Here is a 24,199-nt window from a genome sequence, read left to right on the forward strand (position 1 = left end):
CAGTCACCTGCGGCGCCCACGAGCGGCGGCGGCTCTCGCGGGCCAGCCTCCTTGCATCCTCGCCCTGTCGAATTCGCGCAGGAGCATAGACCGCCAGCTGCGCGCAGGTCAGGGCACAATCCGCAGCCGCGTACGGATCAACAAGAAACGGGACCACGAGGCCAATCTGACACGTCGGAGCAGAATCGTGGTCCCGTTGCTGTTCGCGAAAAGGCGTCGAAGGCCTTCGCTCGCGGGGACTCGTTACGGCGTTGCGGTGAGGTCCACACCGAGCAGGGTCGAGAGATCGGCCAGTGTCTGCTTGGGATCCACGTTGTGTACGCCCGCGAAGCCGAGCTTCTCTGCGGCACGGACATATCCCTCGGTGTCGTCGACGAAGACGCACTGGTCAGCAGCCATGTCCATGGCCTTGAGCGCGATCTCGAAGAGCTCGGAGTCGGGCTTGCGCATCTGGTGGTGCTCGGAGATCACCACGGCGTCGTACCGCTCCTCCAGCTCGTAGCCGTGGTACAGGTCCCACGGGGCGAGGCCCACACTGTTGGACAGGATGCCCACCTTGATCCCAGCTTGCCTCGCCGTGGCGGCTGCGTTGATGAGCAGCGGCTCAGGACGCAGGCCACCGAAGATCCGGCCCATCAAGTTGTCGGGGGAGACGCCCAGCTTCTTGCCCGCGATCTCGTTCCACTCGGTCTGGCTTACCGCTCCACGCTCGAGATCGCTGGTGATGCGGACGCCCTCCTCGTCCTGGTACAGCGCGGAGATGCAGGCACCTTGGGGAAGCCCTTCGCGCTGCTCGAAAGCGAGCACCACAGGCAGCAGGGGAGTGGTAAGCACGCCTCCGAAATCGAGGATGAGGCCGGTGCGGTTGGACATGCGGGAAACTCCATTGCATTGCTGAGACTTCGGACGCCTTCCAGATCGGATAGCGTCGCGGCCCCGGCTACGCGTGGCGACGGCGTCAACTGCGTCGCTGGCCAGGGATATCGGCGGAGTCAAACCTACCAGTCCGCAGAACCCACGGTACCAGCCATGCTCATACAGCTGTCAGTGGCTAATGTCACCGCCAGTCCGACAGTTGCGATCGCTAGGCCACGCAGAGTAGTGCGCCGGGCTGGGAACTCCAGAAACGAGATCATCCGGAGCTATCGGTTCGGCTCGACTTCTGCCTCTGTGGAGTGATCGAGAAGTGTTCTAGCCTGGTCGGTGGTTATATGCGAGTAGACCGTACTCACTCGCGTTAGCCAGGCTGCTTCGCTGTCAGTGTCAACGAATGGCTTGGCCTTCAGTGGGGCAGCGGCGCACCGGTTCGCTGGCGCTGCATCAGCGGCCTGCAGGGCGGCCTTAATCCAGTACGCCTCCGTGGCCGGCTCGGGGTCGGCGTGTGAGGCTGTCCTGTCCTCGGCCGCGAAGAGCAATTCTTTTGGAGCGTAATATCGCAACTTTTCGCAGGCGTCAGCAATATCCTGGGTCCAGCGGTCCAGCCGGACATCGCTGGGGACGCGCATATGGACAAGTTCTGCGAGCCGAGACCCAGGCGGGTACAGACTCGTCCCGGGGAAAGCTTCTACCAGGTCAAACCAGAGCGGATGAATCTTGTACAGGGTGCGCCATGTCTTCCAGCGGGCAGCGGCTGCTCGGGTAGTGGGGATGCTCGCGCCTACCGCAACAATCAGGAATAGCAGGTTCATCCATATTGCTGTGGCGTCTACAAGAAGCTCCACGGTGGAGGAGCGCATGGGGACAATAACCGCTCCCCAGAGGATGCCGACACGGGCCACGGTGTGGACCAGTCCCATCCACATCGAAAACCCCATCAAGCCCAGCCCGACACGCATGCTTGTGCTCTCGGCCTGTCGGGCGGCTCTTGTCCATTGGTAGCCGCAGACCGCTGTCGTAATGAATGGGAAGAAGTAGAAAACGGTCATGTAGACCGCGGCTCCCCATTGACCCGCATGATCGATAAGGAAGCTTTGGCTCGGTGCAGCGCGATCCACCACGGTGAAGAATAGGATCGTGAGCAGAGTCACGCCTATTGCTCCTGCCTTGTAGGATGCGCGGGCGATCCAGCGTGAAACCGCGACGTGCCGAGGCACGATGCTCTCCGAGCTCCTCCCGTAGCTGGTTGCCACGTAGGTCAAGGCAGCCAGGATGGCTGCCGTGCTGGCAAAATGCCGGAGCAGGGCGCTTAGGTCGACTACAGGGATGAGATCCACTGTGCGCATGGCAACTGGCGTGTAGAGCCAAAGGGCCACCGCGAATCCAGCGTAGCCGCCCCAGAGGGCTCGGCGGTGGGCATCGGCGTACCTAACTGCCGGGAATCGCCAAACGGCGATGATGGTCATCACTGCCGCAGTCAGGTATTTGAAGTAGTCGAACACGTAACCAGTGCATATCTACGCGCCGGCTGGAATCTTGCCGACCTGCAGGTCGGCCAATGCAGCCGCGATTGACGGTGAGTGGACTGAGTGGTGGCGGGGAATCGCGAAGTTTGGGAAACCGTGGTGCGTGATTTCCACTCACTGGCCGCTAGAGTCGGCGCCGTGGTGGAGCAACGGGGTGAGCAAGTGAGGATTCGAGGAGGCTGACCATGTCGTCTCCCGTAGTCGGTTGGCGGCGCGCCAGCCTCTTTATCAAGGACGCTGAAAGCTCGGCCTGCTTTTCCTCGGGGCTGTCAAAATTCACGCGCCCCTGGACCAAGGCTTTCGGGAAGCGCCGGAGTACTTCCTGACGGATGCGTTCTGGGACGTATCGCTCAATTTCGGCCGTGGTCAGGGTGGTTCCATGGTCCAGCCACTCGTGTGCTAGCTCATGGAGGATAATGTGCTCCGTTTGGTTGCGACTTGAACGGCGGCGGTAGAGAATAATCGTGAACGTCGGCGCCTTCACCCGAAGGCCGCATGCTGTGCCCAGGCCCCCATCGGGATCGTCCAGTGGCACTAGTCGTATCTGGCGATCCAGCGCATGTTCCATATTTCGAACCAGCGCTTCGATGCTGAAGGGGGCGGGGATGGGTAGATCGGCGAGTAGCTGTTCGCATTCCTTCACGAGAGCGTTCCGTGAAGGGTCCCGACGCCAACGCATAGTCGCTTCCTTAAAATGCCACTGGGGTGTCCGCCGGCGGCCCCCGATCTCAACATTCGGACGGGCGCTAACGGCCGGGAGCTCGCACTTGCGGTGCGCGGCGGCCGGGCAGCGCATGCCGCCGATGGCTGATCTTACTAGGGGAATACGTGAGCAGCGCAGGATGGGCCTGTTATGAAGGTCACCAAAGCGAAAATAGGTACACCGTGTGAGCGTGCCAAGATCGCGAATTGGGATTGGGCTTGATCCAATTCGACAGCTATTGAAGATCAGGGTCTCTGGCCCCGGAGTTGGTTCACCACTTGCTGCGTCGTCTCGCGGGCGCCCCCGAGGCGGGGCGCCCGGATCGGAGTAGGGGACGGAGGCTCTTCGCGGTGACGAAGAGCAACATCAGCTCGTCCTCCCCCGTCGCCAGGTTGGCGCGCTGCTGGCGCATGGCTGGCCCGTGTTCGGCTGGGCCGGAAGTCATCGGGATCGGACGAACGCGGTGATCTCTGGAGTGCCTGGTTGGTAGCCGTCGGACGTGTCCACGAGCAGGGTGGGCGCGTCGAGGGTGATGTCTTCGAACTGTTCCGGCGCGTAGGTGCCCGCTGCGATGTCGATGAGGAGCTGCTTGTCGCCGTGCGCTGCCCGGTGCCGGTCAGAGCTAGCGCGTTCGGTCATCCGCTTGACGATGGCTGGGGTAGGGGTGGTGCACCGGACGATCCTGAGGTTGGCGATCTTCGCGAGGGGTTCGAGGCCCGGGCCCCAGAGCCGGTCCTGGTAGGCGGCTTCGGCTACGACGGTGACGCCGGCCTGGAGGAGCACGCTGAGGGCGTCGAAGAAGGCGTGCATGGCCGGGATGTTGAGGTCGTCGCCGCTGGGCTGGTCGGTCCCGGTGCTCATGACCATGCCCTGCTTGATCTCGTCACGGATGATCGCGGGGCAGCCGAGTTCATCGGCGAGGCTGTGCGCGAGGGTGGTCTTGCCGGTGCCGGGTGGACCGCTGACCACCACGAGGGTCGGCCGTGCTGCCATGTGCTGAACTCCCGAGGGGTGAGCCGGTACGTCGTCGCCTGCTCAGGCGAGGGACCGCGCCGGGGGCTGGATGAGCTGGAAGGCGATGAAGCCGGGCTGCAGGCTCAGCTTCTCGTACGCGGCGGGGTGCTGGTGGCGCATTGAGGCGGCGGGTCGGTGCTCGACGAGTCGGTCGATGGCGAAGCCGGCTTCGGTGAACTCGGTGACCCACGCCTGGAGGGGCTGTCGCCAGTAGCGGTGCGTCATGCCGTTGGACCAGATCTCCTCTGCTCGCCGGCTGTCGAAGTAGCTGCCGCCGTCGGCGAGCCAGTCGGCGGTGGGGTGGCTGGTGGAGATGATGACTCGGCCGTCCGGGCGCAGCACGCGGGCGAGTTCGGACAGGGTACGGACACGGTCGTCGACGTAGTGGAGGACGAGGGCGAGCAGGACGGCGTCGAAGCAGGAGTCGGCGGCCCAGGTGAGCGGTTCGTTGAGGTCGTGCTGCCGGAGTTCGATGTGCGGGCCCAGGCGGGTGCGGGCGTGCCGGACCATGTCGGCGCTCTGGTCGATGCCCACCACGTGCGCGCCGCGGTTGGTGAGCTCGGTGATGTAGAGGCCTGGGCCGCAGCCGGCGTCGAGGATGCGCTGCCCCTTCACGTCGCCGAGCAGTTCGAGGATGGTGGGCCGGTCGTAGTGGGCGTTGTACGGGCTGTCGGAGGCTTCGCGGGCGAAGGAGTCGGCAAACCCGTCGTAGGGGGCTTCAGCTCGCGGCACGTGTGCCTCCGGTCAGCATCGGACGGCGGGCGTGGGAGAGCTTGCTCGGCTCCGGCCCCAGGGGCGGGAGCAACTGGTCGAGGAGAGTCGAGTCCGGTCCGACTGCGGCGCTGAACGTGGTGTGGAGGCCTCGTACGGCGTGCTCGAACAGGTGGGGGGCGATGGGCAGGCCGCCCGCGACGTGTGCGTCGAGCCGCTGATCGAACTCTCGGAACCAGTTCCGGTATGCCTCCGTCAGTCGGTCAGGGGCGGGCCACCGCTGGTAGACGGTGGCCCGGGCGCGTGTGAAGGGGGTAGGGCTGGTCTGGTACGCGCTGGTGACCGCGCTGGGGCGGGGCAGCTGGTGGTAGATGCAGGTCAGGGTGTTGAGGTGGTCGAACCGGTATCCGGCGGTGCGGTGGAGGGCGAGGAGGAAGTCCCAGTCCTCGCAGTGGGTCATGGTCTCGTCGAAGTGGACCGGGGTGGAGGCGGGGTTGCGGATGACGAGGGAGCCGGTGTGGATGGTGTTGGCCACGGCGAGGAAGCCGCCATCGAAGGGGTAGTCCTTGCGGGGCAGGCCGTGGGGGTTGCGTGGCAGGGCCTCGATCCAGGTGGGGCTGACGAGGGCCTGGCCGTAGACGGCGTCGGCTCGGCCGCTGTCGAGGACGGAGGCGGCATCGGCGAGGTGGTGGGGCAGGAAGATGTCATCGTCGTCGAGGAACGCAATGTTCTCGCCGCTGGCGTGGGCGAGGGCGAGGTTTCGGGCGTAGGAGACGCCGCGCGGTCGGCCAGTGTCAAGGAGCGCGATGGGCAGCTCGTTCTGCCAGCCGGCCGAGACCTGGTCGACGGGAGTTCCTCCGTCGCGTACGACGATGACCTCGAAGTCGCGGTAGCTCTGGCGGGCGAGGCTTCGCAGGGCACGGTGGAGTGGGCCAGGTCGGTCGCGGGTCGGGATGATCACGCTGATCACAGGGTGCTCCGGACGGGCTTGCCGAGGCGAAAAGCGACCTTGGCTGCGGCGAGGCTGCGGGCGGGGCGGTCGCTGTCGCCCATGCCGGTCGCGGCGGAGGGGCTGAGGGAGGCAAGGCGGTAGAACTCGGCGCGGGAGCGTCCCTCGACTGTGGCCTGGGTGGTCACCTGCACGCTCCACTGTTCCTGGCCCTGGTGGTCGATGATCAGGCCGCGGCCGGCCTGGGCGTCGCTGATGAGGATGGTGCCGTCCGGCAGGCGCTCGCAGCCGCCCGCCATCTCGCAGAACAAACCCAGGTCGTGCTGCCACAGGACGGTCCTGGTGAGCGGCTCGACCTGCAGGACGCGGGAGCGGCCGTGGGCGCGGCCGTTGTCGAAGACGAGGACGGTGGCGTCCGGCTGGACGGAGGGCTGGTGTTGGCCGGACAGCTCGCCGGGCCCCCACCACCACCGCACCCTGCGGGCGTCCAGGTCGACGACGGCGATCAGGTCCAGGTTCCGCAGTGACACCAGAACATTCCCGGCCGACCACAGGCCGGCGGGGTGGTCGGTGGTGAGGATCTCCAAGGTGTTGGTGTGGAGGACATCGCTGGGGGAGCCGGGCCGGGCCCGCAGGAAGCGGGAGACGTCACGGCCGCGCAGCCAGCCGTTCGGGCCCTCCAGCCGGGGCGCGAGTGCGGCCGGGTCGGCATTGCGGCCGGCGGCGCGGTGCCGGTCGATGGCCTCGGTGATCAAGGCAGCGAGGGCCGGGTCGGTGGTCAGGATCTCGTACAGGGAGTGGGCGTTGCGCAGTTGTCCGTCCGGTCCGAGGACGGTGACGGAGTTGTCCAGCAGGAGGTGCCGGCCACCGGTGCAGGAGACCGGGCGGGGCTCCTCGGTCAGGACGTAGATCTCGCCCGTGGGGCCGATGTCGAGGTCGTGGTGGACAGGCACGTCGGCCCGCCAGGTGAGCGTGGAGTCGGGGGCGAGCTTGAGCAGGGCGTGCAGCGGCACCATCGCGTACAGGGAGCCGTCGGGCCCGAGCTCGACGTGGTTCCAGCCGCGGAGGTAGGAGGGCGGGCTGGTCTCGATGTCCGGCTGGCCGATCGGGCTGGACCAGGCGTGGACGAGACGGGCCTGGTCGTCGATGACGCATGCGAACGGTCGGGGATAGGACGCGGACGGGGAGAGCAGGAACAGGCGGTCGCCGGAGAGCGGCATGCGGGTGCTCCTCTGGTGGATGCGGTGCAGGAGGGGGATTCGGTCAGCTGGGCAAGGGGGCGCTGAACTCGCGGCGGACGGCAGCGGTCAGTTCGCGGGCGACCTGATCGGCCACGTATTTGCCGAGGTCGGCGGTGGCGTGGGCGGCGGAGTAGACGATGCCGGTGCTGGTGGCCGTGTCGGCCGGCGGCGGGTACAGGTGGTAGCTGATCCGGCGCGGCTGCTCCCGCCCGCCGTCGGCGGGCAGCCGGTCGGGCCGGGCGGCGTGCGGGCTGATGTGCATCACCAGGCTGGACTCGACCATCCCGGCGTGGTGGTCGTCGCGCCGGTCGGTGCCGGTCTCCGCGGCGAGCGCGTCGCGGAAGTCCTCGCCGACGACGTCCCACCAGTTCACGATCAGCACCCTGCTGCCGGAGACGCGCCCGGCCACTTCGCGGGCGGCCTCGCAGAGGAAGGCGATGTTGTCGATGGCCGAGTTGAGCAGGACCAGCCGCCGGTACCCCTGGCCGGCCAGGGAGGTCAGGACTTCGGTGACGAGAGCGGTGAACGTGGTGCCGGTGATGCTGATGACGCCGGGGAACGTGCCACCGAGCCGCTGTGCTGGGGTGGCGACGCCGTAGCCGACGGCCGGGGCGATGTGGGCGCCGAGGTCGTCGGCGAGGTAGCGGGCGAAATGTTCGCTGATCATTGTGTCGGAGCCGAGCGGCAGGTGCGGACCGTGCGGTTCGAGGGCTCCGACGGGCACCACGGCGAAGTCGTCGGTGCCCGGGTTAAGGTCGGGCGAGGTCATGTCGCTGATGAACACAGGGGTCTCCCTTTACGGAAGGGGCGCGGGCTGGGGTTCAGGCGTCGGTCCAGCCGAGGCTGGGCACCGTCTCGGGGCGCAAGGGAGAGGCGATTTGGAGGTTGAGGAAGTCCTCCTTGTTGCCGCAGCCGCCGGCTGCGGCGCACGGCGCCCACGTCTCGGGGCGCAGCGGCAGCTCGAACCCTGGGGTCAGGGCGCTACCGAGGGGCTTCATCTCCTGGGCGGAGTAGTTGGAGCAGCGGAAGACCTGGCCGTGGATGTCGATGAAGAACGCGTCGTGACCGGCCCGGCAGAGCATGCCCTGGCAGGAGGACAGCCCGATCAGGGCGGTCTCGGCCAGCGCCCGGTTCCCACCGAGTTCGGCCAGGGTGTCTAGGGCGCCTTCGGTCTTCATCACCGGCACGGCCACCTCTCCAGCCCCGGCAGGGGCGGTGGGGTCGTACCCGAGGTCGACGTTGAAGCGCAGGCCGGCCGTGTGGGCAGCGTCGCGGGCACGGGCAACCGCGGCGGCGTTGTCCTCGAAGAGCAGGGCGTTGACGACGACGAAGCAGCCGTAGGTCTCCTGGGCGAAGGCAGCGGCCTCGACCACACGGTCCAGGTCGGCCTGCCCATCGTGCCAGGTCAGCCACAGGGACAGCTTCCCCAGGTTGGCCTGCGCCTCCAGCTTGGGCAGCCGCCGGGGGATGAGGATCGCGTTGGAGAGCAGCTCGACGTGCTGGACGCCGGGCTGCAGGGTTAGCCACGCGGCCTTCTGCAGGAAGAACTGGCTGGCGAAGGGCTCCCCGAGGGTGCCGAGCCGGACCTTCACCGGGTGCGGGCGGGTGCCGATCCAGGTCACGACCTGCTCGTACGTGCGCTGGTCCTCGGGGTTCTTCCAGTCGTAGCGGTTGCTCTTGGCCCAGTCGCCGACGGACACGCACGCGGGGCAGCGCAGGTTGCACAGCCGCTGCCCGGCCACGTACCAGATCCGCACCGGCTGGGGGACGGGGGTGGTCATCGTGGCTCCTAGCCGAACGTTGCGATCGGCCGGAAGTCCCGGCCGGGGAAGTCGGGCTGCTGGTTGTGGCAGCGCCGGCAGAGGAAGTCGTCGGGCGCATCGTCGACACCGAAGACCTTGCGGCGCAGGGCCACCGCCTGCTCGCTGGACATCAGCTCGTCGATCGTGCCGTCGCCGATGTGCCCGAACACCTCGCGCTGGTAGTAGTCGTTGCAGCACAAGAACAACTCACCGGCCACAGAGATGTTGACGTGCTGCACGGGCCAGCCGCAGCCGCTCAGCCGCCCCTCCACGTTCACGCTCTGCGCGTACTCCCCGCTCAGCTCGCCGGCGCGGTCGCACGTCAGGCTCGCGTACACCTCTGCGCCCAGCGGGACGAAGCGTTCCTGCACTCCGGCGAGATTGCGCTCCAGGCGCTCGCCGACCCCGTTGACCACGACCTGGACCGGCAGGTCGGCGCGGAGAGCCGCCTCGGTGTTGGTCATGGTGTGCCGGTAGCTGCGCGAGCCGGTGAGCGCGGCGAACTCGGCCTCGTCCACGGACGGGATGTTCACGATGAGGTGCTTGAGGACGCCCGTCCGCTTCAGATCGGAGATCTTGGCTGCCGTCAGCGCGGAAGCGTTCGAGTAGAGGGCCAGCGGCATCCCGTACCCTGCGAGGACTTGAAGCCGGTCGGTGAAGTACCGGTCCAGAGTCGGCTCGTTGAAGAACTGGAACGTCACGTACGAGGCGCCGGCCGTGTGGAGCTTGTCGACGACCTCGTTGAAGAGGTCCATCGGCATGGTGCGACGCGGCTTGGGGTCGGTGGCCACCGGGCACGAGGCGCAGCCCCAGTTGCAGTGGGCCGTCACCTCGATCTCCCCGGACACCAGCCGGTACTCCCGGCACAGCACTGCCGGATCTTGCAGCCACCCTCGGCGGACCGCCGAGGCGACGCGGACCGCGCCGAACCTGGCAGCGAGTTCGCCCTGCGTCCGCGGGGTGCCGGCGGCGTGGCGCAGGAGCTGGAGGACTTCGGCATCGTCGTGCCAGACGATCCTCCGGTCCAGGCCCACGATCCCGAACGCCGCCGAAGCCGGGGGTGGGCCACCTGCCGGGGTTTCGGGCCCGGCGGTATCCGACAGATACACCAGGCCCGGCGCGGCACCGGGAAGGACGGTGGACAGGTAGGGGGAAGTCTGCAGTCGAACCAGCCGGTCGACACCGACGGCACAGCCGCTGCCCGGCATCGGCCGGGCACGCTGGACGGCAAGGTGGGGGTATGGCATGGAGCCCCTTCTCTTCGACGAGGCACAGGGGGAGTGGACAAGCCGGCCGTTCCAACACCAGCTGACCGCTTGGAAGGTCGAGTGTCGGGCAGGCGTACGCTCCCGGCGACAGGGTCCCGGGGGTCCCGCGGGGGTCCCGCACCGCCGAACAGGCACCGTCCGGACACGGGGAGTGCTTGACTGAATACGTGACCGAGCACACCCATCCGCTGGCCTACCACCGCGAGTTGAAGAGCCTGACCCGGGTCGACCTGGCGAGGCTCATCGGCGAAGCGGCACGAAGCCGCGGCCTGCGCTCGGGCACCGACAAGCACCGGGTGCGCAAGTGGGAGGTCTGCGGGGTCACCCCCGAGGCCGAGACGCAGGTCTACATCGCCGAAGCCTTAGAACTGCCCGCCCAGCTCGTCGACCCCGACGACTGGCCGAACTGGCTGCCCGGCAGCGACGGAGGAGTCGTCCCCCTCGGACCATCCAGCACCGTCACCGCCCTGCGAGAGGCCCTCAGTACCGCCATGGAACACCTGGAACGCCGCACCTTCCTCACGATTTCCGGCACCGCAGTCACAGCCCTGGCCGCCGCCTGGGCCGCCGGCGGAGGATCCGCGTTCGCCGCGCAGCTGGAAGGCGGCAAACTCGTCGGCGACGACACCGTCACCCTGCTCGAAGACACCAGCCGCCAGCTCAACGGCCTCGTCACCGAACAGCGACAGCACGTCACCGCCCTGCTCGACGCCCATCTGGAAACCGTTACCAACCTGATCGCCAACGGCCGCTACGACCGCGCCACCGGCCTGCGCCTCCACACACTGGCCGCCTCGCTGGCCCAGACCGTCGCCTGGCACCGCTTCGACCACGGACACCACACCGCCGCCGGCAAGCTCTGGATCGCCGGCCTCCACAGCGCCCATGCCACAGGCAACCCCGACCTCGGCGCCGCCATGCTCGGCGACCTCGCCTACCAGGCCGCCTGGCGCAAAGACCACACCACCGCCGCCAGCCTTCTCCAACACGCCCTCACCCGCACCGAACACCCAGCCGCCCGGTCCCTCCTCCACCTCCGCCTCGCCCGAACCCTCGCCGCCCAAGGGGACAAGCGACCGGCTCTGCGTGCGTTGGAGGCGGCCGAACACCACCTCGGAGCGACCACCGGCCGCCCCCTGCCCGCCTGGTGCGCCTGGATGTCCCAAGCCGACCTTGCCGTCGACTCCGGCCAAGCCCTCCTCGACCTCGGCGAGACCCGGCAAGCCCACCAACTCATCGCCGAGGGACAGGCACTCCTGCCAACCTCCCGGGACAAGACCCGCGGCGTGTTCCTCACCTACCAAGCTGCCAGCCACCTTCAGCTCAAGGAACCCGAGCGCGCGGCCCAGGCAGCGACCGAGGCATTGAACCTCTCCCGCCGCATTGGGGCACCCCGCTGCGAGCACCTCGTCCGTGAACTCCTCCCCGCCTTCCAGCCCTATCACGCCGCCGAAGGCGTACCGGAACTGCTGGTGCTAGCCGCCGCGTAGAGACCAAAAGCGCGTCAGATATCAGAGGACGTTCCGGTTGAAAACCGGATAGTTCATGGGCTGTGCCAGGTTATGGGCGTTTCGTTGGTTGCTCGTTTCGAGAGGTTCGAGATCATCGCGATGCGGATCATGCTCTCGGAGTGTGCGGGTTTGGTCTCGTAGTCGCGGGCAAGGCGGCGGTGCATCATGATCCACCCGAAACTACGCTCGACAACCCAGCGCCTTGGGACCACGGAGAAGCCTTTGACCTGCTCGTTCCGTGGGACCACGTCGACGTCGATGCCGAGGGCGGCACCATGCTCGATGGCCTTGGTCTTATAGCCAGTGTCGACCCACGCCTTGGTGATCGTGGGGTAGTCCGCGGCGAGCTGGGTGAGGAGCTGTTTGCCGGCCTCGTTGTCCGACACGCTGGCGGCGGTCACGATGACCAGCAGTAACAGACCGAGCGTGTCGACAACGATGCTGCGCTTGCGGCCCACGATCTTCTTGCCGGCATCCGTGCCCTGAGTGTCGGTGGGGACACTGATCGCGGTCTTGACGCTCTGCGCATCGATCACGCAGGCGGTGGGCTCCGCGGTGCGTCCTGCCTGTTCACGGACCATCCGGCGCAGGTGGACGCCGAGTTTCTCGATGGTGCCGTCGGCACTCCAGGCGCTGAAGTAGCCGAACACGGTCGTGTGCGGCGGGAAGTCGTGCGGAAGGTAGCGCCACGGGACGCCGGTCCGGTTGAGGAAGAGGATCGCGTTCATGACTTCCCGCAGGTCAGTGACCTTGCCGCCAAGATTGAGCGAGGTCTTCTGGCGCTCGGCCCGCCAAGCCGTCAAGGTCGGTTCCATCAACGCCCAGCGGGCATCGGAGAGGTCACTCAGGTACGGCAGGCGCGGCTGCGAAGAGGTCATGGGGATACTCATGCATGAGGTCCCGACCCGGGCATATCGCTCGATCGAGCGAGGCAAAAGCCGCTTCCAGTAGGTTCTTCGAACCGGACAGGAGCTATCGGTTGAGTCCGGGGTAAAACGCAAGGTCACGCCTGCAAAAGCTGCGGCCGCAAATGACCTGTTCTACCTGTATGCGGCTAATCCTGGCAGGGCAGAACCACCTCAAACCGTCCCGTAAATGACAAGAACGTCCTCTCAGATCGGGCCCCGAGAGCCGATGGGGACGCAAGGACTGGCCTGGGTGACGGAGGGCAAGGGCGCCAGCCCCATCCTTCACTTCGAGGGGAAGGATGACGCTCACGTCTACGCCACCACGACCTCCGTCGTGGCCAGCTGTGTCATCTCGGGCTGACCTGTTCGGCTGATCCCCCATTTATCCATTTTAGGTGGATAGTTCGCGGTGACCTCTGTGTGCGGAGAGGAGGTCGCGGCGGATGAAGTATTCGGTACCGAGAACTGCATCCCGCTCCGATGCCGAGAGCCCGCTCAGCAAGGCCGGGAGCGAGCGGCTTCGTGCTGTCTCCGAGCGGTGTGCGCGGATGGCTGCCCACTTCCGGTCCATCCAGGGGCGGACGTCCACCGCCGTTGTGACCGTCTCGTCCGGGACTGTGTACAGGCGCTTGCCGACCCCCGAGAATAGACCGGCCAGGCCGGAGCTGGCGGCATCCGGGTGCGCGGAGAAGTACAGGGCGGAGGGCTGCCACGGGGGCCCGGCCTCGGGGTGAGCGGTCGGGAGGCCGGCCGCGTGTGCGGCGAGCAGGGTAACGCGGTGGGTGTGGATGTGGTCAGGGTGTCCAGAGGAGCCGTGTGCGTCGTGGGTGACGATGAGGTCCGGCCGGAAGTCGCGCACGTGGGCCACCAGGCGTTCCACGGTCTCGTCCAGTGGGGCGTCGCGGAACGGGGGACGCCCGGGCGCGGAGTCGGGGACATGGAGGTCGGCGTACCCGAGCATGTGGGGCGCCCCCGCACCGAGGTGCGTCAGGGCGTCGGCGAGTTCGGCGGCGCGATGGCTGTCCGCGGCCCAGGTGGCCGTGACGACGGCGGTCCGGGCGCCGGCTGCCGCGTGTTTGGCGAGGATTCCCCCGGCCACGAGGGATTCGTCGTCGGGGTGGGCGTAGACCGCGAGGATGCTGGGAGCGGGCACGGGACGCCTTTCGTGGAGTACGGGGCAGGCCGCGTCACGGCGGCCCGGAAGGACCGGAGGGCTGAGCGCGGGTGTCGGGACGCTCACCCTCCTTTGTTCACCTTCTAGGCCGGGTCGGGAGGGTGCGGGACAGTCCTGCCGGTGAGGTGCCCGGCGTGCCGGACGAGGTGGGGTGTGAGGTCGGGGTGTCCACCGCGGGCGGCGACCTGGAGGAGTTGGGCGAGGGCGACGAGTTCACCGACTCTCCCGTCCGGTGTGTCGAGCAGGTGGCTGAACGTGCTCCGGATCCTTGCGGCCGTGGCGGGTGTGCGCAGTGAGTACGCGTGGAGCAGGCCTGCGTCGAACCCACTGGGGACCAGGCCCCAGCCCTCCCAGTCGAGGATCACCAGGGGCGCTGCCGTGAGGTTGCCCCAGTGCAGGTCTCCGTGGCCGGTGGTCCATGCGACGGCTCCGGGGCAGGGGATGCCGAGGAAGCGGGTGAAGTTGCGGTCGATCCACTGCTGCCGCACGGCCTGCCTGACGGTCGGTACGGCGGCGGTGGTCGTCAGCGCGGACAGCAGGTCGCTCCACCACGTGTCCGGCAGCTCCGTCTCGGTCCGCAGGACGGGTCCGCCTGCCTGGAGGGCGGGCAGGGGCACGTACTCGGACAGTTCGGCCCGGTACGCGGTGTCGTCGTTCGTCCACTCGGTGACGCCGTGGAGGCGCGGCCGGGGAACGGACCGTGGCAGGGCTGCGTCCGCGGTGGCGGTGCCGTCCCACAGGTGGCCGCCGCGTTTGCCGACTGGTGTGCTGACCAGGCGCAGCCACCACCGGTCGGCGCGGCGGCCCAGGGTGCGGCCCTGCCAGCCCCACGCTTCGGGTCCTGCCGGGGTCACGGAGAATGCCTGGGCGGCGGAGACGTGCGCCCGGCGCATGCGTTGCTGGTCGACCTGGGCCTGTGGCGGGGCGAACACGGGTCCTTCGGGTGCGGCCGATCCGGTCATGAGGGTGTTCCGAGGAGGAGTGCGGCTCCGGCGGTGAGGAGCCGCTGCCCGGCGGCCTGCCCGACAGCCGTGGCCTCGGCCGCGGGACCGGTGGTGGCGGCGCGCAGCGGGGTGCCGCCGGCCGGGTCCAGGACGACGGCGTGCACGGTGACCGTGTCAGCTGTGGTGTCGAGGCTGGCGTGGGCGGAGGCGGCGGTGAGGCAGCCGCCGTGCAGGGTGGCGAGTGCGGCCCGTTCGGCGTCGAGCAGGATGCGGGTGGGGGCATGGGTGAGCGGGGCGAGCAGTGCCCCAGTGGCGGGGTCGTCGGCCCGGTGCTCGATGATCACGGTGCCCGCGCCCGCTGCGGGTAGCCAGAGGGTGGGGTCGAGGATCTCGGAGGCCCGGTGCTCCAGGCCGAGGCGGCGCAGGCCGGCCAGGGCGGCGATCATGACGTCCGCGCCGAGCATTCCCTCGTCGAGGGCGCGGAGCCGGCTGTCGGCGTTGCCACGGATCGGTACCGGAACGAGTCCCGGGTGGAGGGTTTTGAGCAGGGCGGTCCGGCGGGGTGCGCTGGTCCCCACTCGGGTGCCGGGCGGCAGCTGAGCGAGCGTGCCCGCGGGGCTGCCTGCAGGGAGAACCAGGGTGTCGCGGGTGTCCTCCCGGGGCAGGACCGCTCCGACCATGATGCCGGGGGAGCGGTCGTGCGGGCCGGGGACGTCCTTGGCGCACGCGATGGTGGCCTGGACGCGTCCGTCGAGGAGGTGTCGGTCGGCGTTGCGGGTGAAGGCCCCCTTGCCGCCGATCGCCGAGAGCGGGCCGTGGTGCCGGTCGCCCTCGGAGACGATCTCGATGATGTTGAGGACTCCCTCCGGGTACCGGGCGCGGAAGGCGTCGGCGAAGCGGCCGGTCTGTTCCATGGCCATGGGGCTGGGCCGGGTTCCCAGGCGGAGGTTGGTGAGGGTGGTGGTGCTGGTCATCAGGGTCGGGCTCCATCGGCGGTGGTGAAGTGGGCGGGCGAGAGATGGGTGAGGGCGGTCTGGAGGACCGCGTCCGCCGACAGGGTGCTGGTGTCGATGACGTGGCCGTCGGCGTGCATCCACGCGGCAGCGGCAGCGGCGTAGTCGGGTGCCCGGCGCCGCCGGTATGCGCGGACGGCCTCGCTGCCGGCCTTGTCACCGGGGAACTCCTCGCTCGAGTCGATCCGGGCACCCAGCTCGTTCGGACCGGCGTGGAGGACGAGATGGACGAGGCCGGGCGACGAGCGCAGGGGTGCGAACATCTCGGCGGCGTATGCGGGATTGAGCACGGTCATGGGCACGATGACGTGGCCGCCCGTGTGGGTGGCGATCTCGTCGATGTAGGCCGTGGTCAGGCGCCGCCAGGCCGGGTAGTCCTGATAGTCGCGGAGCCTGCCCGGGTGCCCGCTGAGGGTGCTGCGCAGCAGGTCGCCGACGTCCTCCGGGTCGGCGACCACAGAGCCGGGCAGTGCCTGGTGCAGGCTGGCCGCCAGGGTGCTCTTCCCGCTGCCGAAGGCCCCGTTGGTCCAGATGATCACTGCTCGTCCGACCTCTCTGGCGCCGTGGGCTGTCCAACGCTGGAGCCATCCACCTCGTCACGGCCGGGCCAGGTGACCACGATGCGGCAGTCGGTCTTCTCGACGACGTGCCCGGCGGGGAGGGCCGAGTCGGGGGTGCCTGCGGGCATCACCGTCAGCCGGGGCGTGGCCTGGCCCCGCAGCTCTTGGTCCCAGGCGCGGACAGCAGCAGCCAGGGTGTCTGCGGCGGCCTTGCCGTCGGGCCCGAAGCCCTGGACCCCGAACTCCCAAGTGGATGTGCCGTTGGGCTCGTCGTGCTCACGCCGCTCCGTCATCAAGCAGGCCAGCGAGCGCCCCAGGACGATGGCCGCGGCCCCCGACCGCTTCGGCAGCCGCACGGGGCCCGGCCGGTCCGGATCCCCCTCCATCCGGCAGAACCCGCTCAGGGACGTGGCCAGCCACAGCTGGAGGTCTTCGAACGACTCGTCGCCGTGAACCGTCACGCCGGTCCACAGCTCCAGCCCGCCCTCGGCCAGGGCGCGGTCCAGGCCGTCGAGCGGGGCGGGCGGGGTGTCCTCCCAGCGGATGCCGTAGCCGGTGTCCCCGATCGGGACCGGAGTCTCGTCCCACCGGCCGGCTCCCTGCATGGGGACGAACCCGCATGGGCTGATCGCCGTGGACACCAGCACCGGGCCTTGCTTGCGGAGCCCGACGGCCCGGGTGAACCCGCCGATCCGCAGCGGTACCACCAGGTGCCCGCCTTCCGCGAGCTGTTCGGTCCACCGCCACGGCACGTCGTTCGAGGCGACGGTGATGAGGATGGCGTCGAAGCCGTTCTCCGGGATGAGGTGTCCGGGGGCGCCATGGGTGCCGTCGCCCAGGATGGCCCGGACCCGGTCCGCGTACCCGGTCTCGGCCAGGAACCGTTCCGTACGGGCGTGTACGTAGGGGTCGATCTCCACGCACACCACAGAACCGGCCGGGCCGACGAGTTCGGCAATCAGGGACGCGTTGTATCCGCCGCCCCCGATCTCCAGGACGTTGTCGCCCGGCCGGAGGCCCGCCCGGCGCAGCATGACCGCCTGCATCTCCGGCTGGGACACGGAACTCATCGACCGCCCGGTGTCCTCGTCGAACACGGTGGCCACGGCCTCATTGGCGTACGCGCTGGCGAGAGACTGCTCGGGCAGGAAGGCGTGCCGGGGCACGACCGTGAACGCCCTCTGCAGTTCCGGGGTGTCGGTCCACCCGGCTTCCGTGAGGTCCCGGACCAGCTGCTCACGCATGCGGACCGCGGCAGCCGGTTCGGCGAACTTCAGCGCCACGTCCCCGGCGGGCCGGGGCGTGCGGTGCGCCGGCGGGACGTCGGGCAGGAGCCCGGGCCACACCGTGTTCAGTGCCTGGGCGGACGCCGTGAACAGCGGCTGGGGCAGGTGCCGGACGGCGGAAGGGGTGTGCCACTCCCACCGGGTGATCAGCTCGGGCTCTCGGACGGTCGGCTCGCCGGTGTAGTCGGTGATGCGGGCGATCTCGGTGATCCGGGTGAAGCCGTGCGTGGAGTCGCACAGCGTGCCCAGCAGGAGCACCGACTCCAGCCGGGCGTGCAGGCCTGCCTCCTCGCCGAGTTCGCGGACCGCGGTGACCTCGAAGGCCTCGCCCGGCTCCACCTTGCCAGCGGGGAGTTCCCACACGGCACGGGAGGGATTCCAGCCGAGGAGAACCTGCCCGTGCTCGTTGGTGACGACGACCGCGACGCCGGCCATGGCGGCTGGCTTCGGGGTCCGCTTCTCGTTGTAGGTGACGGGGTCGGTCCTGGGCCCGTGCAGCAGCACGACGGCGGAGCCGTCGGCGTCGAAGCGGCCTGTGTGCTGCCAGCCGTCGGCCAGGAGGTCGATCTCGGCGTCGTCCAGACAGATCCCGCGCAGCTCCTGCGGATGCCGGTCGGCGTGCGGGGTAATCACGCACAGTGTGCCGTCCTCGTCGAGGAGGGCGGCGAGTTCGGCGACCGTGCGGGTGCGGTCGGGCAGGTGGGCCAGAGCCCGGCGCATGGTGATCAGCCGGTAGCGGCCGGTCCCGGCCGGGGCGAGGGAGGAGAGGTCCCCGCCCGTGATGTCGAGCTGGTGGCAGACGACCCCCTCCTCCGAGGCTGCAGCGACCCGCTCGACGGCGGACTGGGCCCAGTCCACGGCGTCGACCTGGTACCCGGCCGCGGCGAGGAACCGGGCCAGCTCCCCGGTCCCGCAGGCCACTTCCAGGGCCCTGGCCCCCTGGGTGCCTTCGGACAGCGCCAGGTGCTCGGTGAGGATGCTCTTCTCGGTGTCGGTCAGGGGGCTGAAGTCGCGGCCGGCGTCGTAGTGGGCGTGCCAGTCCTGTGCTGTGTGAGTGGTGTTCATGTGTGCGTGCTCCCTCTGGGGCGGGTGGCTCAGGAACGGTCGGTGGGGTGCTGGGAGGCGGGTCCGTAGAGGGCTGCCGGTCGGCTGGTCATCAGGGCCCAGTAGCGGTCGCCGAAGGACCAGTGCCACCACTCCGTGCCGTAGTTGACGAGTCCGGCGGCTGTGAGTGCGCGGCCGAGGGTGGCGCGGTGGAGCCGGGCCTGGTGGGAGAGCCCGTCGGCGAGGGTGTAGCAGGCGCCGGCGCTTTCCTCCGGGCTGGCGTTGACGCGGGTGCCCATGTCCAGTTCGGTGCCGTCCGCGGTGACGAGGGTCAGGTCGACGGCCGCGCCGGCGCTGTGCGGGGCGATCTCCGGCGGTGACACGTACCGGCTGGCCTGCGCCCGCAGCTCCTCCGCAGGCCAGTCGGCGTGGGCCGCGCGGAGTTCGGCCGCGTACTCCTCGAAGTACCGCTGCTGGAGGGCCGGGGGCCGGAAGCCTTCGACGACGAGGAAGCGCAGGCCGTCTGGCAGCAGGGACTGGGCGTGTAGCAGACGGTTGAGGACCCCGGAGCGGAGGTGTGCGAAGGCGTGGGCGGGATCGGCTCGGCGGTCATCGAGGAGGAGTTGGCCGCCAGCGCGGAGATCGGCGAGGGGCTCGCCGTTCTCCGTGACCGGGATCGCGGCGACCCGCGGGTCGGACATCAGGACGATGCTCATTCAGGCCTCCCAGTCCCAGGTGTCGAAGTACGCCGGGACTCCGGCGTGGCGGGCGGCCATCACGGCCTGGAGCCGGGCGTTGTCGCGTCCCGGCATCAGTCCCTGCCACTCGGGCACCGTCAGGGCACGCACCTCGTCGTGCTCGTCCGGGTCCAGCACGATCCCGGCGAGCTGCCCCAGAGGGAGCCTTCCGCCGTCGAAGACGAACCCGACTGTGGCCAGCGGCCAGTCCTTGCCCGGCAGCCCGAACACCGTCGCCAGGAGCTTCGGCGGTCCTGCCAGCTGGATTCCGGTCTCCTCCCGGCACTCACGCACGGCGGTCTCCCACGGGCGCTCGCCCGGCTCCGCGATGCCGCCCGGCCACTGCCACGGGTGCGTACTGGAGTACGTGGTGCGCAGTTGGACGGGCCGGTCGTCCTCGTCGGTGAAGAACACGGCCCCGAAGACCGTGGCGTGCGGAAGGGTCGCGGCGAACTCCTCCGGAGGGAGCCACTTCCTGCTCACGATCCGCTCCCTTCGGCCTGGGAGGGGAAGCGGGTCATGCGCATCAGCGCCGGGTCGGCGGCGAAGCCGAGCTGCTCGTACAGCGGGGCGGACCCTTCGCTGGCGTACAGCTCGTAGAGGGTGACACCGTCACGTTCCAGGTGGTCGAGGAGCGCGGCGAGCGCCACCTTGGCATAGCCATTGCGCCGGTGGTCCGGGTCGGTGGCGACCGCGTGGATCCGTACGGCCAGGCCCTTGGGGTACTTCGGGGCGGGCAGGACGGCGTGGACCAGGCCCAGGGCACACGTGGCGAGCCCGCCGGTGGGGGAGTCGACGACGTACGCGCGGGCGTCGCCTCCGCCCTGGAGGCGTAAGGCGAGCTGGTCGGCACACGTGGCGAGCCAGGCGTCGTCGAGGGGTTCGCTGAGGATGTTGTCCGAGCGCAGGCGGACGATCTCTGCGGCGTCGGCCGGGGTGGCCAGGCGAGGTTCGGGCACGGGGTTCCTTCCTGTTGAGGGGCCGGGGTCAGGGGTGGTGGATGATGTGGAGGCGGCGCAGGGTGCGGAGGCCGCGTTCGGTGACTTCGGGGTCGCCGTGGCTGGTGCCGTAGGCGATGCCTGAGACGGCGTCGAAGGCGGCTTCGCAGTCCAGGCGGAGCTCCTCGGTGGGGGTCAGAGGCCTGCCGTAGCCGTCGAGGAACGCGGCACGGAGATCCGGTCGGTCGGTCCAGGTATCGCTCAGCCGCACCATGTCCCTGGTCGCGGTGTTGTACTCGGAGCGCTCGAAGTCGAACAGCAGCGGTTCGCCGTCGGTGCCGAGCAGGACATTGCGGTACTGCAGGTCCCCGTGCGTAGGCATGAGCGACGGAAGCGGCAGCCCGGCGTACGTGCCGGCCAGGGCGAGGACCAGGTCTTCATCCCCGTTCACCAGGTATGGCCGAGCGCCCTCCAGGTGGCGCTCGAGCTTGTCGGCGGCTGTCACAGAGGCGGCGGGCCGCTCGGGTGCGCTGCGGTGCAGGGCGCTGGTGAGACGCCCCAGGCCGTGTTGGATGCGCGCCTCGTCGGCCGCGTCGAGGACCATGCCGTGCAGCGGGCGCCCGGACAGCGCGGTGACGACGACGGCCTGCGCCTTGGCGTCGGCCGCGACCAGACGGGGGGCTCGCGGCCCCAGCGCCGGCACCCACGACCGGTACGCGGCCACCTCCCGGCCGTGGAACTTCGCCCCGCGGTGCCGTTTCAGGTACCAGGTGCCGCCGCCGGGCCCGGTGAGCTTCCATACCCGGCTGCCGGTCCGGACCCAGGACACCTCCGATGCGTGCGCGATCCGGCCGATGGCCCGCTCGGAGAACACCCGCAGCTGGTAAGGCAGTTCCACCTCGCCGACGGGCGGTCCGGCCAGGAGCCGGGTGCGGTCGGCACCGTCAGGGCCGTACTCGATGGCGTCGCCCGGCTGCTGGAAGTGCACGGCGGCGGGCAGGCCCGCGCGGTAGGCATCCAGCCCGGCCCGGCAGTACGCCACCATCGGGTCAGGCAGGGCGTCCAGCGGGTACCAGTCCATGCCGTCACACCGGTCCGGCTCCATGATCCGAGGCCGCCCCGACCACCGTCGCACCTCGAAGAAGACACCGAGCCGGGAGCGGGATCCCGTCGGCGGGCGGTGGTGGACGGTGACCGCTGCGGTCACGTCCTGTGCCTCGATGAGTACGCCCGTCTCCTCGCGGGCCTCGCGGATCACGGCGTCGACCATGTCCTCGTCGGGGTCGAGGTGTCCGGAGGGGAGGTGCCACAGGCCCGACGCGTACACCGGTCCTGCGCGGCGGGACAACAGCACCTCCGGGCCACTCTCACGGTCGCGGCGCGCGATCAGGTGGACGTCGACCGGCACGGTGTGCCGGGCCCCGCCGCTCACCGAGATACCCCCGGGCGGCGGGCGAGCAGCACGATGAACACGCCGTCCTCGCGCAGGACTCCGTCCTGCTTCGCGTGCCGGAGGAGGAGGTCCTCTGCCTGTTCCTCGAATCCGGTGTGGTCGGTGAAGAGGTCGGGCCGGGCGAAGCTGGTGGACCGCAGGTAGCCCAGGACGTTGCGGGGTGTCCAGGCACGGGTGAAGGGGATGAGGTGCTCGGTGATGTCGCTGAACGGGGAGTCGGCGAGGTCGTCTTCGTAGCGGCGGCCGGGCTCGCGATAGGTGCCGGTGGTGCCGGCACGGCGGTCTTCTCCCAGATGGGTCTGAATCAGGGCCTTGAGGGCGACGGTCCACTCAGCCTTGTGTGTCCACAGGCTGCCGTCGCCCATGATCGCGACGACGGCGTGCGGGGTTGCCACCCGGTCGGCCATGGCCAGCACCGCGGGGCGGTTCATCCAGTGGAACGCCCGGCAGCAGGTGACCAGATCCGTCTGGTAGCCGGGTTGGGCCGGGGTGAACTTCTCGGCCGGGACGGTGTGCACCGTGGCGGTGCGCTCGCCCAGGTGCGGTCGGAGCGCGTCGAGTGCGGTGCGGAGCATGCCCTCGTCCTGGTCCACGAGGTCCAGGTGGGCCGCGGGAGGCAGGGCAGGGAGCATGGACAGGGCGACCTGTCCGGTGCCGGCGCCGAGGTCCAGCAGTCTGGGCGCTTGCGCCCCGGCCAGTTCCTGGGCCAGGAGCTGGACGACCTGGTCGGGCAGTCGGGGGCGGTAGCGGGCGTAGTGGTGTTCCACCGAGTCGAACAGGGACACGGGTCTCCGATCTCGTGGTGCGGGCGAGGGGTCAGGTGCGGGCGCGGGTGTCGGGGACCTGGGGCAGCCAGGGCACGGCGTGCTCGCGGAAGCTCTGGTTGACCGGGACCAGGTCGGGCGGGTTGCCGAGCGCGGAGAGGGTGACCGCGATGCTGGAGGCGTCGTCGTCGAGGGCGCAGACCTGGCTGCCGCAGGACGGGCAGAAGCCGCGCCTGGAGTCCGGCCACGTGTAATGCCACGACGGCTCTCCGCTGCTCCATGCCAGGCCGTCGAGGGGGAAGGACACCCACGTCATCATCGGTGCTCCCGACAGCCTCTGGCAGTCGCGGCAACTGCAGGTGTGGGGGTAGTCGGGTTCCCCGGTCACCGTGAACTGGATCGCGCCGCACTGGCAGGAGCCGGACCGAGGCGCGGTGGCGGCAGGGGTGGGCGAGGTCATCGGCTCGTCTCCTTCGGTGACAGTCCGGGTTCGGTGGCCTGCGGCGGGACGGCCGTCGCCGGGTTCGAGGCGGCGGGCAGCGGCCAGGACAGCTCGGTCGGTCCGGTTCCGGCGCTGACCCACTGGGTTCCGCCCGGTTCGAGGTGCAGCCGGTACGAGGACGGGCCTCCGGCGGCCTGCCAGCGAGTGGCGGTGTTCTGGATTTCGGACCAGATGTCGCGGGGCCCGCAGACCGTGACAGCCCAGGTGGCGGCGTCGTCCGGGCGGGCGGTGACCCAGGAGCCGCAGTCGGGCGCCCCGATGACCAGGTGGTCGGCGGCCCAGTTCCGTACGAGGCCGGGATGCAGGTGGTCCAAGGCCAGCCACATCCCGCGCGCCTCGTCCGACGGCGGACCCGTGGGCGTGGTCACCGTGCTGCCGCCATCCGTGGCATCGATCCGTTCCCGGAAGCGGGAGTTGAGGAAGATCTGCTTCCAGCCGTGACCGGCCCGGTGCCCGAGCGCCACTGCCTCCAACCGGGCCTGAGCTCGCCCGGCTGTGGTCTTCGTGAGGATGGCCAGGCCCGGCCAGGACGGCGAGTACGTCGACAGGGTCGCCAGCGCGAGCCCGCCGACGGCCAGCTGTTGCGGCCAGGCCTCCGGCACCCGGGTCACGGCGTAGGACACGAAGATCCGGTCGTAACCGGCCCCTGGGGACCATCCGTCCTGGCCTTCCCCCGTCACGACCGTCGGCCGGTGACCAAGCTCAGCGAGCCGCTTGCGGGCCGCGGCGGTGACGTGCTCGTCCCGGTCCACGGTAACCACCCCGCCATCCCCCGCGATCCGGCACGCCACGGCCGCGGTCACCCCTGCCCCGGTCCCGATGTCCAGGACCCGCTGGCCCGGGCGCAGGTCGAGGTGCTGGAGGCGGGCGACGGTCATGCCGACCGTGCTGGACATCGCAGTCATCGCCCCGCCCGACCGCGGGCCCGGCACCCGGCCCAGGATCGGCTCGCCGTCATGCTGGATCAGCACGCTCTCCCCGCCGTACAGCAGCCCGAGCAGCTCCTCCCTGTCCGCAGGCACGCCCCAGTCGAGCAGGTCCCAGCGCGGCGGGGTGTCGTCCGGCTTGCTGCGCCGCACGTACGCCTGCGGCATCAGAACCTCCCGCCGCACAGCGAGGAAGGCGTCCCGGACCGGGCCCGGACGGAGGTGGCCGGCGGCTTCCAGCCCGGCGACCATCTCCGCCCGCGCCGCCTTCGTTTCCTCGTCGGGGGAGGCGTCGGTCCGGGCGGGCGGCACGAGGGGATCGAGCACGTACGACTCCTGGGGTCGGGGT

Annotated in this window: 24 protein-coding genes; 1 reads left to right on the top strand and 23 read right to left on the bottom strand. The window is 69.6% G+C overall.

Translation table 11 applies throughout. The features are described 5' to 3' along the window. Window positions 1–243: 243 nt before the first annotated feature. The 10 genes from ACIQCH_RS03195 to ACIQCH_RS03240 all read right to left on the bottom strand — a co-directional run bounded on the left by ACIQCH_RS03195 (window position 244) and on the right by ACIQCH_RS03240 (window position 9,856). Window positions 244–873, bottom strand: coding sequence for an HAD-IA family hydrolase (locus ACIQCH_RS03195; protein WP_402577349.1), 630 nt, complete (start codon window positions 871–873; stop codon window positions 244–246). 269 nt (window positions 874–1,142) lie between these two features. After that, entirely contained in the window at window positions 1,143–2,378 is a 1,236-nt protein-coding gene (locus ACIQCH_RS03200) for an MAB_1171c family putative transporter (RefSeq protein WP_402577351.1), read from the bottom strand. A gap of 148 nt (window positions 2,379–2,526) precedes the next feature. Beyond that, window positions 2,527–3,045: a hypothetical protein gene (locus ACIQCH_RS03205; RefSeq protein WP_402577353.1), complete on the bottom strand. Its 519-nt coding sequence runs from the start codon at window positions 3,043–3,045 to the stop codon at window positions 2,527–2,529. Window positions 3,046–3,546: 501 nt separating this feature from the next. Beyond that, window positions 3,547–4,098, bottom strand: coding sequence for an AAA family ATPase (locus tag ACIQCH_RS03210; RefSeq protein WP_402577355.1), 552 nt, complete (start codon window positions 4,096–4,098; stop codon window positions 3,547–3,549). Window positions 4,099–4,140: 42 nt separating this feature from the next. Continuing rightward, on the bottom strand, window positions 4,141–4,851 hold the full coding sequence (locus tag ACIQCH_RS03215) for a class I SAM-dependent methyltransferase (RefSeq protein WP_402577357.1): 711 nt from the start codon (window positions 4,849–4,851) through the stop codon (window positions 4,141–4,143). Next, window positions 4,838–5,800 (bottom strand): glycosyltransferase family 2 protein, encoded by a 963-nt coding sequence (locus ACIQCH_RS03220; RefSeq protein WP_402577359.1) that lies wholly within the window; start codon window positions 5,798–5,800, stop codon window positions 4,838–4,840. Before ACIQCH_RS03220 ends, ACIQCH_RS03215 begins: the two co-directional genes overlap by 14 nt. Next, on the bottom strand, window positions 5,797–6,999 hold the full coding sequence (locus tag ACIQCH_RS03225) for an arylsulfotransferase family protein (protein WP_402577360.1): 1,203 nt from the start codon (window positions 6,997–6,999) through the stop codon (window positions 5,797–5,799). Before ACIQCH_RS03225 ends, ACIQCH_RS03220 begins: the two co-directional genes overlap by 4 nt. Window positions 7,000–7,042: 43 nt before the next feature. After that, window positions 7,043–7,804, bottom strand: a complete 762-nt coding sequence (locus ACIQCH_RS03230; protein WP_402577362.1) for a creatininase family protein — start codon at window positions 7,802–7,804, stop codon at window positions 7,043–7,045. A gap of 37 nt (window positions 7,805–7,841) precedes the next feature. Beyond that, the gene (locus ACIQCH_RS03235; protein ID WP_402577364.1) at window positions 7,842–8,801 is read right to left on the bottom strand and encodes a hypothetical protein; all 960 of its coding nucleotides are present in this window, start codon (window positions 8,799–8,801) and stop codon (window positions 7,842–7,844) included. Between the two features lie 8 nt (window positions 8,802–8,809). Then, window positions 8,810–9,856, bottom strand: coding sequence for a radical SAM/SPASM domain-containing protein (locus ACIQCH_RS03240; RefSeq protein WP_402577366.1), 1,047 nt, complete (start codon window positions 9,854–9,856; stop codon window positions 8,810–8,812). A 401-nt stretch (window positions 9,857–10,257) separates the two neighbouring features. Here ACIQCH_RS03240 and ACIQCH_RS03245 point away from each other — a divergent pair, with 401 nt between their 5' ends. Next, the gene (locus ACIQCH_RS03245) at window positions 10,258–11,580 is read left to right on the top strand and encodes an XRE family transcriptional regulator (RefSeq protein WP_402577368.1); all 1,323 of its coding nucleotides are present in this window, start codon (window positions 10,258–10,260) and stop codon (window positions 11,578–11,580) included. 53 nt (window positions 11,581–11,633) lie between these two features. On the opposite strand, the gene ACIQCH_RS03250 is transcribed toward ACIQCH_RS03245, so the two are convergent. From ACIQCH_RS03250 to ACIQCH_RS03310, 13 genes are all read right to left on the bottom strand, one after another. Then, the gene (locus ACIQCH_RS03250) at window positions 11,634–12,479 is read right to left on the bottom strand and encodes an IS5 family transposase (protein ID WP_402577370.1); all 846 of its coding nucleotides are present in this window, start codon (window positions 12,477–12,479) and stop codon (window positions 11,634–11,636) included. Between the two features lie 421 nt (window positions 12,480–12,900). Continuing rightward, complete coding sequence (locus ACIQCH_RS03255; protein WP_402577372.1) at window positions 12,901–13,662, bottom strand: PIG-L deacetylase family protein; 762 nt, start codon at window positions 13,660–13,662, stop codon at window positions 12,901–12,903. A 104-nt stretch (window positions 13,663–13,766) separates the two neighbouring features. After that, window positions 13,767–14,615, bottom strand: coding sequence for a hypothetical protein (locus tag ACIQCH_RS03260; RefSeq protein WP_402577374.1), 849 nt, complete (start codon window positions 14,613–14,615; stop codon window positions 13,767–13,769). Between the two features lie 26 nt (window positions 14,616–14,641). Next, window positions 14,642–15,601 (bottom strand): hydroxymethylbilane synthase, encoded by a 960-nt coding sequence (gene hemC / locus ACIQCH_RS03265; RefSeq protein WP_402577376.1) that lies wholly within the window; start codon window positions 15,599–15,601, stop codon window positions 14,642–14,644. Next, window positions 15,601–16,179 carry an AAA family ATPase gene (locus ACIQCH_RS03270; RefSeq protein WP_402577378.1) on the bottom strand — a complete coding sequence of 193 codons (579 nt, stop codon included), beginning with the start codon at window positions 16,177–16,179 and terminating at the stop codon, window positions 15,601–15,603. Before ACIQCH_RS03270 ends, hemC begins: the two co-directional genes overlap by 1 nt. Then, entirely contained in the window at window positions 16,176–18,551 is a 2,376-nt protein-coding gene (fxlM, locus tag ACIQCH_RS03275) for a methyltransferase, FxLD system (RefSeq protein WP_402577380.1), read from the bottom strand. Before fxlM ends, ACIQCH_RS03270 begins: the two co-directional genes overlap by 4 nt. Window positions 18,552–18,580: 29 nt before the next feature. Beyond that, window positions 18,581–19,246, bottom strand: a complete 666-nt coding sequence (locus ACIQCH_RS03280; protein WP_402577382.1) for a M15 family metallopeptidase — start codon at window positions 19,244–19,246, stop codon at window positions 18,581–18,583. After that, window positions 19,247–19,750, bottom strand: a complete 504-nt coding sequence (locus tag ACIQCH_RS03285; RefSeq protein ID WP_402577384.1) for an NUDIX domain-containing protein — start codon at window positions 19,748–19,750, stop codon at window positions 19,247–19,249. Beyond that, window positions 19,747–20,226 (bottom strand): GNAT family N-acetyltransferase, encoded by a 480-nt coding sequence (locus tag ACIQCH_RS03290; RefSeq protein ID WP_402577386.1) that lies wholly within the window; start codon window positions 20,224–20,226, stop codon window positions 19,747–19,749. Before ACIQCH_RS03290 ends, ACIQCH_RS03285 begins: the two co-directional genes overlap by 4 nt. 28 nt (window positions 20,227–20,254) lie before the next feature. Next, the gene (locus ACIQCH_RS03295; protein ID WP_402577388.1) at window positions 20,255–21,637 is read right to left on the bottom strand and encodes an NUDIX domain-containing protein; all 1,383 of its coding nucleotides are present in this window, start codon (window positions 21,635–21,637) and stop codon (window positions 20,255–20,257) included. After that, entirely contained in the window at window positions 21,634–22,443 is an 810-nt protein-coding gene (locus ACIQCH_RS03300; protein WP_402577390.1) for a class I SAM-dependent methyltransferase, read from the bottom strand. The genes ACIQCH_RS03295 and ACIQCH_RS03300 overlap by 4 nt, the downstream gene beginning before the upstream one ends. 31 nt (window positions 22,444–22,474) lie before the next feature. After that, the gene (locus ACIQCH_RS03305; protein WP_402577392.1) at window positions 22,475–22,882 is read right to left on the bottom strand and encodes a GFA family protein; all 408 of its coding nucleotides are present in this window, start codon (window positions 22,880–22,882) and stop codon (window positions 22,475–22,477) included. Continuing rightward, window positions 22,879–24,177 carry a protein-L-isoaspartate O-methyltransferase gene (locus ACIQCH_RS03310; RefSeq protein WP_402577394.1) on the bottom strand — a complete coding sequence of 433 codons (1,299 nt, stop codon included), beginning with the start codon at window positions 24,175–24,177 and terminating at the stop codon, window positions 22,879–22,881. The genes ACIQCH_RS03305 and ACIQCH_RS03310 overlap by 4 nt, the downstream gene beginning before the upstream one ends. Window positions 24,178–24,199: the final 22 nt, after the last annotated feature.

Source organism: Streptomyces sp. NPDC093225 (genome assembly GCF_044753805.1).
Classification (GTDB): domain Bacteria; phylum Actinomycetota; class Actinomycetes; order Streptomycetales; family Streptomycetaceae; genus Streptomyces.

Bases quoted from the DNA above. Each gene is read 5' to 3' on its own strand.
- ACIQCH_RS03195 (WP_402577349.1), bottom strand. From the start codon at position 873: ATGTCCAACCGCACCGGCCTCATCCTCGATTTCGGAGGCGTGCTTACC.
- ACIQCH_RS03210 (WP_402577355.1), bottom strand. From the start codon at position 4,098: ATGGCAGCACGGCCGACCCTCGTGGTGGTCAGCGGTCCACCCGGCACC.
- ACIQCH_RS03225 (WP_402577360.1), bottom strand. From the start codon at position 6,999: ATGCCGCTCTCCGGCGACCGCCTGTTCCTGCTCTCCCCGTCCGCGTCC.
- ACIQCH_RS03235 (WP_402577364.1), bottom strand. From the start codon at position 8,801: ATGACCACCCCCGTCCCCCAGCCGGTGCGGATCTGGTACGTGGCCGGG.
- ACIQCH_RS03250 (WP_402577370.1), bottom strand. From the start codon at position 12,479: ATGACCTCTTCGCAGCCGCGCCTGCCGTACCTGAGTGACCTCTCCGAT.
- hemC (WP_402577376.1), bottom strand. From the start codon at position 15,601: ATGACCAGCACCACCACCCTCACCAACCTCCGCCTGGGAACCCGGCCC.
- fxlM (WP_402577380.1), bottom strand. From the start codon at position 18,551: ATGAACACCACTCACACAGCACAGGACTGGCACGCCCACTACGACGCC.
- ACIQCH_RS03280 (WP_402577382.1), bottom strand. From the start codon at position 19,246: ATGAGCATCGTCCTGATGTCCGACCCGCGGGTCGCCGCGATCCCGGTC.
- ACIQCH_RS03305 (WP_402577392.1), bottom strand. From the start codon at position 22,882: ATGACCTCGCCCACCCCTGCCGCCACCGCGCCTCGGTCCGGCTCCTGC.